General features: G+C 66.3%; 9 protein-coding genes. 3 read left to right on the top strand and 6 right to left on the bottom strand.

What is annotated here, in order from left to right:
- Positions 1-2,033: DNA-directed RNA polymerase subunit beta (locus tag ACH438_RS32265; RefSeq protein ID WP_397012690.1), on the bottom strand; the 2,033-nt coding region annotated here is incomplete at its 3' end.
- A 399-nt stretch (positions 2,034-2,432) separates the two neighbouring features.
- Between ACH438_RS32265 and ACH438_RS32270 the strand changes: the two genes are divergently transcribed.
- Positions 2,433-4,082, top strand: coding sequence for a prolyl oligopeptidase family serine peptidase (locus tag ACH438_RS32270; protein WP_397012135.1), 1,650 nt, complete (start codon positions 2,433-2,435; stop codon positions 4,080-4,082).
- Between the two features lie 7 nt (positions 4,083-4,089).
- Here ACH438_RS32270 and ACH438_RS32275 read toward each other — a convergent pair whose 3' ends face one another.
- Both ACH438_RS32275 and ACH438_RS32280 read right to left on the bottom strand, forming a co-directional pair.
- On the bottom strand, positions 4,090-5,094 hold the full coding sequence (locus ACH438_RS32275; protein WP_397012137.1) for a methyltransferase: 1,005 nt from the start codon (positions 5,092-5,094) through the stop codon (positions 4,090-4,092).
- Positions 5,095-5,134: 40 nt separating this feature from the next.
- A complete protein-coding gene (locus tag ACH438_RS32280) occupies positions 5,135-5,494 on the bottom strand; it encodes a hypothetical protein (RefSeq protein WP_397012139.1) in 360 nt (119 codons plus the stop codon).
- A gap of 95 nt (positions 5,495-5,589) precedes the next feature.
- Between ACH438_RS32280 and ACH438_RS32285 the strand changes: the two genes are divergently transcribed.
- Both ACH438_RS32285 and ACH438_RS32290 read left to right on the top strand, forming a co-directional pair.
- Positions 5,590-6,432, top strand: coding sequence for a hypothetical protein (locus tag ACH438_RS32285; RefSeq protein WP_397012141.1), 843 nt, complete (start codon positions 5,590-5,592; stop codon positions 6,430-6,432).
- 100 nt (positions 6,433-6,532) lie between these two features.
- Positions 6,533-6,709, top strand: a complete 177-nt coding sequence (locus ACH438_RS32290; RefSeq protein ID WP_397012143.1) for a hypothetical protein — start codon at positions 6,533-6,535, stop codon at positions 6,707-6,709.
- Here the strand turns inward: ACH438_RS32290 and ACH438_RS32295 are convergent.
- The 3 genes from ACH438_RS32295 to ACH438_RS32305 form a co-directional block, all read right to left on the bottom strand.
- On the bottom strand, positions 6,696-7,445 hold the full coding sequence (locus ACH438_RS32295) for an anti-sigma factor domain-containing protein (protein WP_397012145.1): 750 nt from the start codon (positions 7,443-7,445) through the stop codon (positions 6,696-6,698). The genes ACH438_RS32290 and ACH438_RS32295 overlap by 14 nt on opposite strands.
- Positions 7,442-8,098: an ECF RNA polymerase sigma factor SigK gene (sigK, locus tag ACH438_RS32300; RefSeq protein WP_397012147.1), complete on the bottom strand. Its 657-nt coding sequence runs from the start codon at positions 8,096-8,098 to the stop codon at positions 7,442-7,444. The genes ACH438_RS32295 and sigK overlap by 4 nt, the downstream gene beginning before the upstream one ends.
- A gap of 231 nt (positions 8,099-8,329) precedes the next feature.
- Complete coding sequence (locus tag ACH438_RS32305; RefSeq protein WP_397012149.1) at positions 8,330-8,653, bottom strand: hypothetical protein; 324 nt, start codon at positions 8,651-8,653, stop codon at positions 8,330-8,332.
- Positions 8,654-8,779: the final 126 nt, after the last annotated feature.

Below are 8,779 nucleotides of genomic sequence, written 5' to 3' on the forward strand. Positions count from 1 at the left end.
TCGGCCAGCACATGACCGGCCTCCACCCGCGTGCCCTCGTCCACGATCGGACGCTGGTTGGCACACGTGCCCTGGTTCGAACGCTCGAACTTGCGGAGCCGGTAGGACTTCCGCGTCCCGTCGTCCGCCATGACGGTGATGAAATCGGCCGAAACCTCCTCCACCACACCGTCTTTCTCGTTGACCACGACATCACCGGAATCGACCGCGGCGCGTAGTTCCATCCCGGTGCCGACCAGCGGGGACTCCGAGCGGATGAGCGGCACGGCCTGCTTCTGCATGTTCGCGCCCATGAGGGCGCGGTTGGCGTCGTCGTGCTCGAGGAACGGGATCATGGCGGTGGCCACCGACACCATCTGGCGCGGTGACACGTCCATGTAGTCGATATCGGCGGCGTCGACGATCTCGAGCTCGGAGTTCTTGCGCCGCACCGTGATCCGATCGGCGGCGAAGCGGCCCGCGGCGGTCAGCGGCTCATTGGCCTGCGCCACGACGTGCAGGTCCTCCTCGTCCGCGGACAGGTAGTCGACCTCGTCGGTGACGATGCCGTCGACCACCCGCCGGTACGGCGTCTCCAGGAAGCCGAACGGGTTGACCCGCGCATACACCGACAGATAACCCATGAGGCCGATGGTCGGGCCCTCGGGCGTCTCGATCGGGCACATGCGGCCGTAGTGGCTGTAGTGCACATCGCGGACCTCGAGGCTGGCGCGTTCCCGGTTCAGGCCGCCCGGGCCCAGCGCCGAGAGCCGGCGCTTGTGGGTCAGGCCCGACAGCGGATTGCGGTGATCCATGAACTGCGACAGCTGCGAGGTGCCGAAGAACTCCTTCATGGCCGCCACCACCGGGCGGATGTTCATCAGCGTCTGCGGGGTGATGGCCTCGATGTCCTGGGTCGTCATGCGCTCGCGCACCACGCGTTCCATGCGGGACAGGCCCAGCCGCAACTGATTCTGGATGAGCTCGCCGACGGTGCGCACCCGGCGATTGCCGAAGTGGTCGATATCGTCGGCCTCGACCGGGACCTCGATGCCGCCGGGCGCGGTCATCATGCGATCACCGGCGTGCAGGTGCAGCAGGTATTCGATGATGGTGGCGAGGTCCTCCTCGGTGAGGACCGGGGAACCGACGGCTTCGGCGGTGTGGATGCCGAGTTTCTTGTTGACCTTGTAGCGGCCGACGCGGGCCAGGTCGTAGCGCTTCTCCTTGAAGAACAGGTTCTCCAGCAGGTGCTGCGCGGATTCCTTGGTCGGCGGTTCGCCCGGGCGCAGCTTGCGGTGGATGTCGAGCAGCGCCTCGTCGGTGCCGGGGGTGTTGTCCTTCGCCAGGGAGGTCATCATGACTTCGGAGAAGCCGAAGCGTTCGGTGATCTGCTCGGTGGTCCAGCCGAGGGCCTTGAGCAGCACGGTGACCGGTTGCCGGCGCTTGCGGTCGATGCGCACGCCGACGGTGTCGCGCTTGTCGACGTCGAACTCCAGCCAGGCGCCCCGGGAGGGGATGACGCGCGCGTCGTAGAGGGTTTTCTCGGTGGTCTTGTCGATGCTCTCGTTGAAATAGACGCCGGGCGAGCGGATGAGCTGCGAAATGACCACGCGCTCGGTGCCATTGATGATGAAGGTGCCCATATCGGTCATCATCGGGAAGTCACCCATGAAGACGGTCTGGGACTTGATCTCCCCCGTGGTGTTGTTGATGAACTCCGCGGTGACGAACAGCGGCGCCGCGTAGGTCATGTCCTTGTCCTTGCACTCCTCGATCGAGGACTTGTGCTCCTCGAATCGAGGTTCGGACAACGTCAGCGACATGGTGCCGGCGTAGTCCTCGATCGGGCTGAGCTCCGCGAGCGCTTCCTCCAGCCCACTCATGCGCACATCCCCGCGCGCGGCTGCCCGTTCCGCCCAGCCCGGGGCCCCGATCAGCCAGTCGAACGAGTCGGTCTGAACCTGCAAAAGTCCCGGAACCTCCAGGGGCTCACGGAGTTTGGCGAACGAGACCCGCCTAGTCGAGAAAGCCAAGATGCGTCCTTCCAGCACCTCGTGCCGACCGCGCGCACGCGCGACCGGCACGGTATCTGCCTGTCCTGTGGCCGTAATTTCCTACGCCGCACCCACCGGTCACCGTCCAGAACATGACTCGACAACAACGGGAGAAAAACCGCATGCAGACAATGCGACCTTCCACGGTCATTCGCATTTCGAGAGTCGGACAGCACCCGGTTCAGGCGCGAAGTCTCAAATTACACCCATAGTCAACAGAAGTCGAGAGGCGCAAGAAAATAGACACTCAAATTCCGTGTCTTCCCACATCAATAATGCCATCCCACGCGACGATTCGTCAAGCCGAATAACGCCGATCCCAGATGTCCTGCGCTGCAACCAGATCCGTTCGCAAAATGAGTCGACGAACCCACCGCGGAGGACCAGGCTCGACGTATGACCGACTCACCTCTCGTGCTGTCCTATCGCACAGCGGAGCAGTTGTTGCGGCACAACCGCTCCCAACTCGTGTTCGGTGACACCGTACGCCCTGCGTGGCTCACCGGCGACCACCGCTTCCGGTATTCGAAACAGAGCCCGGACGGGGTCCGGAACTTCCTCGTCGATCCCCGCGCGGGCACGCATGTTTCGCCGATTCTCACCGCGCGGGTGTGGTGGGAGCGTGATGGTTCGGCCGTCTATTACCTCGAGTCCGCGCCCGATCTCCGCACCCTGCGGCTGAATCGGATCGATCCGGGCACCGGGGAGGTGCGCACGCTGATCGAGGAGCACGGTGCGACCCGGGTCGAGCCCACGCAGTGGATGATGCGCAGACCGATGGTCCGGGTGTTCGACAACGGGCAATCCACACTCTGGTACTCGCAGCGCGATGGCTGGGGCCACCTCTATCACTACCGCACCGATACCGACGCGGCGCCGGTGCAGGTCACCAGCGGCCGGTACGTCGTCGAGCAGATCCTCCGGGTCGACGAGGACGAGCGGGTGGTCCATTTCCTGGCAGCGGGTTCGGTCGCCGCGGATCCGTACCGCCGCCAGGTGTGCCGAATCGCGCTGGACGGCACCGGATTCACCCGCATCAGCGATGACGACCTCGATCACGAGGTGAATGTGCCCGGGCACGAGGAGTACTTCGTGGACTCCGCCTCGGCCACCGATACGCCACCGGTGATCACCGTGCGCGATTGGGACGGCAAGCTGCTCGTGGAATTGGAGCGGGCCGATGTCTCCCGGCTGCGTGAGCTCGGCTGGCGGCCGCCGGAACGTTTCCGCGCCACCGCCGCCGACGGCAGCACCGACATCTACGGCCTGCTCTATCTGCCACACGATTTCGATCCGCGGCGGCGCTACCCGGTCATCGACCATCTCTATCCGGGTCCGCACACCACCCGCGTCTCACCGGGTTTCGCGCAGGGCATGTCCGGCCCGGAGGCGGAAGCGCTCGCGGCGCTCGGTTTCGCCGTCGTCGCCATCGACGGACGCGGAACGCCCGGTCGGGACAAGGCCTTTCACGACGCCTCCTACGGACACCTCGGCGACGCAGGCGGTCTCGACGATCACCTTGCCGCCATCCGGGAACTCGCGCGGACCAGACCCTGGCTGGATCTGGACCGCGTCGGCGCGACCGGCCACTCAGGCGGCGGGTACGCCACGGTGCGCGCCCTGTGCGCCCATCCCGACTTCTATACCGTCGGCGTCGCCGAGTCCGGCGACCACGATCCGCGCATCTACCACCAGTTCTTCGGCGAAAGCTACGACGGCCCTTACGACGACGAGATGTATCGGCAGAGCGTGAACCTCGATATCGCGGACCGGTTACGCGGCAAACTGCTGCTGATGCACGGCGAACTCGACAACAATGTCACCCCGCAGCACACGCTGCGCCTGGTGGACCGCCTCATCGCCGCCGACAAGGACTTCGACCTGATCATCGTTCCCGGGACGGATCACTTCATCAACGCGCATCCCTACGTGATCCGCCGCCGCTGGGATTTCCTGATCCGCCATCTGCATGGCGTCGAACCCCCGACCGACCACCGCCTCACCCCGATCTCGCCGGGACAGCTCGACGCCGGACTCCTGGGCTGACATCCGATCAGCTTGCCGTGAGCCGGAATTCGAGCAGGCATCGTTGATCGGTCAGCTCGATCACGGTATCGAGGACCAGACCATGCGGCGCGGTGAGCGCACGGAACTCGTCGATCCGCCGCTCCCGCCCGCCGAAGATCACGAGCATCTGGAGGTCGCTCTCACTCCCCGCCCGCATCCCGCCGATTCCCTCGATGACCAGCACGCGCCCATCCGGCCGCACCGCCTCGGTACAACGGCGCACGATGCGGTGCGCGTGCTCGTCGTCCCAGTTGTGCAGGATGTCGAACAGTAGGTAGGCATCGGCTCCCGTCGGGAGCGGATCGAAGAAGCTGCCCGCCGTGACCTGTGCCCGCTCCCCCAGTTCCGCCGCGTCGAAGGTCCGGCGAGCGTCTGCGGCGGTCGCTTCGAGATCGACGAGATGCCCGTGCATCCCCGGATGCGCAGTGAGGATCGCAGCGAGCAGACTTCCTTGGCCGCCACCGACATCGACGAGAGTCGAGTACCTCGACCAGTCGTAACCGTCGACGATCTGCGGAAGCTGCGCGTGGAAGCGGTAGGTCATCTGCCGATCGAATGCCGCCCGGAGTGCGGGGTGTTCGGCCAGATCCGCCCAGAAGTCCTGGCCGTAGCGCTGCGGGTAGGCGGTTCGGCCGGTTCTGATGCTGTGCGCGAGTTCGACGAACGCCAGCTCGGCTCGGCCACCGGCGGTTTCGAGATGCAGGAGATCGTCAAGCCCATTGCCGGCGTCGACGCGGAGGTTCGCCCCGAAGTCGGTCGTCTCGAAACCCACCGGAGTGCGTTCGACGATCCCGAGGGTCTCGAGGTGCCCCAGCAGCAGCTCCAGCGCCGCCGGAGCGACATCGAGTTCCACCGCGAGTTCCTCGACCAATGCCGCCCGCCCCAGCAATCGATCCGGCACCCCCAGCGTCACCGCGACCCGCAACGCCATCGGCGTCACCAGCCCCGCCATCCGGCGTAGTGCCTGCACGTCATTGTCATTCCGCCCCATGACAATCCACTGTGCCACGCCTCGCGTGACAGGCCGCCGGTCAGGCGAATATGGCGAGGATGAGGGCGCTGAGGAGGGACAGGGCGGCGGAGGCGAGGATGGCGAGGATCAGAGGTCGCAGGAGGTAGGGGGTGAGGGCTCGGGCAATGAAGTAACCGGCCGCCGCGCCCAGCGCTGCGAGGAGGAAGCCTTCACCCATGACGAGGTAGTAGATGGAGGCCAGCCCCGCATTGCCGGCTTCGGCCAGGCCGGTGGCCGTGCCGTCGAAGGGGATCGGGAACCGGTAGGCGAGACCCATCAGGGCCGCGGTGAGGGGCGTGGAAAGGACTGCGGCAATGGCTCCCCAGGCGGCTACCGCCCACAGCACGAGCCGGCTCGTGCTTTCTTCCTCGATCCTCATGCGCGTCCGGCCTCCTTACTGGTCGTAGGTGAATCGTAGAGTTGCTGCGATTCTCGGTGGACCTCGGACGGGCGGCCGGGCAGGATCCTGTTCCCATGGGGGTTCGAGAGAGTCTGGACGGAGCGGTGGCCGACACCGTCAGCGGCGGGCTGCGGCCACCGCCGCTGCGGGTGGAGCTTGCCGATGACGGGCGAATGATGGTGCGGCAGTGCGGCGAGCCGGTACTACTGGCGCGTGTCGACGAAGATCGGGGCGGAGTGCGGGTCCGGCGCCTACCCGGTTATCGATCACCGGTGGCACCACTGCGCGCAGACGAGTCGCGGCGAAACACCGACTGGCCCCGGCTCTTCGCCGATCGGCTGGGTGATTCGGATTGCGGCCCACTGCATACCGGCCGCTGGCTGTTCAGCCTGCGAACCGCACTGCCGCCTTACACCTGGACTGGAGATTTCCAGCGCGACTGGCCCGCCTGCTACGTGGACTGGTGGGAAGGCTGCACGCCGATCGTGCCATTACGCCCGCTGTCCGATCCGGAAGCACCGCGCGTCAAGGCTTATCGGCGGCGGCTTCGGGAGGGAACTCTGCCACCGGTGCTGTTGTGGCAGGTTTCCGGTCTCGATGGATGGCTGCTGCTGGACGGGCACGATCGCGTAGTGGCCGCCCTGACCGAGGGACAGGAACCGGTGACCGTCGTGCTCGCACGCGGCTCGAGCCTCTCGGCCCAGGCAGCTGTGATCGACGCGGTGGCCGAACATCAGGAGCAAATCCTCACCGGCACACACCAACGGGAGGACAAGGTCCGAGAAGCCTTCGCCCAGCAACTCACCAAGCTCGCAGCAAGCGTGCCGCACGACACCGAACGCACCCTCGCCTGGCCCGGCGCGGGCGGCGCACCCGAATGGGACAGGCTGTGGCATAGTTGGCTTGCGGCACAATAAGACCGATCGGTTCGTGCTGCTAGCCAGGTCTCGACCTCGAACACCAATTGGTTATCGGAGGCCAGAATTGACCGTATTCCGCATCCTTCCCATTCTCATTGTGGCGGCAGTGATCACCGCGATCCCCGCGCTCGCGGCCCCCGCCGGCGCCCGCCCCTCAACCATCACCACCCAGGACTGCAACGCCTCCCGAGGCGGCAAGGTCAAATACGAAGACGGCCGCCGAGTCTGCCGCAGCAACGATTCCCGCATCGACGGCCTCCCTATCCGAGGCTGATGGCGGCGATCGGTGTGGTGGTGGGGAGGGGGGAACCACCGGCCGGTTCCACGGTGATCGCCAGGGTGTCGGTCGAGGTGAACTTGGTGATCAGGGGGCGGTTCGGGGAGGTGTCGAGGATGGCGGTGGAGCGGGGGGTGCCGCCGGCGGGGACGAGCCACACTTGGTAGGCGCTGCCGGGGGGTGGGGCGGACAGGTTGTCGAAGGCGACTGCGACCGCTGATAGTGCGGAGGACGTTTCGATGCGGAGGGTGCCGCCGCCGGTGATCGGGGCGGTGCGGGTGACGGCGTCGGGCTGGGCGGCGATGACCGCTTCGGTCAGGGGTGAGGGGGCTCGTTCGCCGTCGGCGCGATGCATGCCGACCGCGATGCCTACTCCGAGGACGATGGGTAGTAGTACCGCTGCGGCGGCGATGCGGTCCAGTCGCCATCCCGCGACGAGGTTCATTCGGCGTGGGCCGATGGCTCCGGGGCCGGCGGCGCGGATCGCGCGGTCGAGTGCGTGGAGTAGCCCGGCCTCCAATTCCGGTGGCGGAGCGCAGATGTCGACGGCGCTGAGCTCGGCGAGGGTGTCGTGCAGGGTCGCGACGGTGGAATCGAATTCGGCGGCGGTGAGGCGGTCGGCGCCTTCGCGGCGGCGTTCGATGGCGTGGCGTTCCCACTCGGTGACGGAGTCCATCGCGTAGGCGTATGCGAGATCGAGTAATTCGACATCCGGTTTTCCGGCGGTGCTCATCTGTGATCACTCCCTGTCAGGCACGCTCCGAGGCGCTTGAGTCCATCGCGGATCCGGGTCTTCACCGTCGCGAGCGGCGCGTTCAGCCGGGCGGCGACATCCGGGTACGTCAAGCCGCCGTAGTAGGCCAGGGTGATGCTCTCGCGTTGGAGTTCGGTGAGGGTGTCCAGGCAGTGCAGTACCGCACGCCGATCGGCCCGTTGTTCCACCGATTCGAAGACGACGTCGTGATCTCTGTCCACAATCGTTCTGCCATAGTGCATTTCGCGACCTATGGCGGATTGGTCGGTGCGCAGCCGGTCCACCGCCCGCCGATGGGTCAGCATCATCAGCCAGCCCATCGGGCTGGAGAGTTGCTTGTCGTAGCGTCCCGACAGCGACCACACCTGGAGGTAGACCTCCTGGGTGATCTCCTCGGCGGTCGCGCGGTTCTGCAGCATGCGCAACGCCAGCCCGAAGACGCGATGGCTGGTCATTCGATACATTTCGGTGAAAGCGGCCCGGTCGGCACGCGCTATCGCCGCGATCAGCGCGGCGAGTTTCCGTGCGTCCGCGTCACGCTCCGGACGGACCGGACAGGCGGCGGGCGCCGCGTCCGCGAGCTCGGCCGGATCCCGCGTCAGGCGGAGCACCGGCGGATGGTCGTCGTCCATTATGCTTTCACCTGCATTCCTCCGCATCCGTTGGGCCCGAAAGGGATTCGCAGTATCGGCAGGACGTACCGGCGAATCGGCCGGGGTGCGACGCCCGCGTGCCCGAACCTCTCGGAGGGGCACGAATAGGGCTTCGCACAGCGGCGGCGATCGGTTTGGTTACCCGGAGGAATTCTTCGATGCAGCCGGGGCTCGGCCCCGGCCGCGATCATTCACGCAACTACACAACGCTCACACAGCGCACAGCCAGCCGAAGTTTCTCGGCCGGTTCGACGGCCCGCCGGGCTCGGTATCGCCCGGTTCGGGGGTCTCGTCGATGGCCTGGAGGATCCGGTCCTCCAGTTCGGGTGGCGGCGGGCACGAATCGAAGCGCCCGACCAGGGCCAGCACGGCCCGGACTCGCGCCACGATCGTGTCGAACGCACCGGCGGTGGCGGGGTCCGCCCGCTCCCGCCGCTGCTCGATGACAGCCCGCTCCAGCTCGGTGACGGCATCCATGGCATACAGATATGCGGATTCGAGCAGATCTTCGGCGGGCTCCTCGTCGGTGGTCATCCGTTGGTCACTTCCTGTCCAGCAGGTCACATGGTGTTTGAAGGGGAGACGTGCGGATTCGGCTGGTGGAACCGGTGAGCCGGAAAGAAGTCGATCTGGACAGACAATACAAGACACGGGGGCGAG

It is taken from the genome of Nocardia sp. NPDC020380 (genome assembly GCF_044386975.1).
In the GTDB taxonomy this organism is placed as follows: Bacteria; Actinomycetota; Actinomycetes; order Mycobacteriales; family Mycobacteriaceae; genus Nocardia.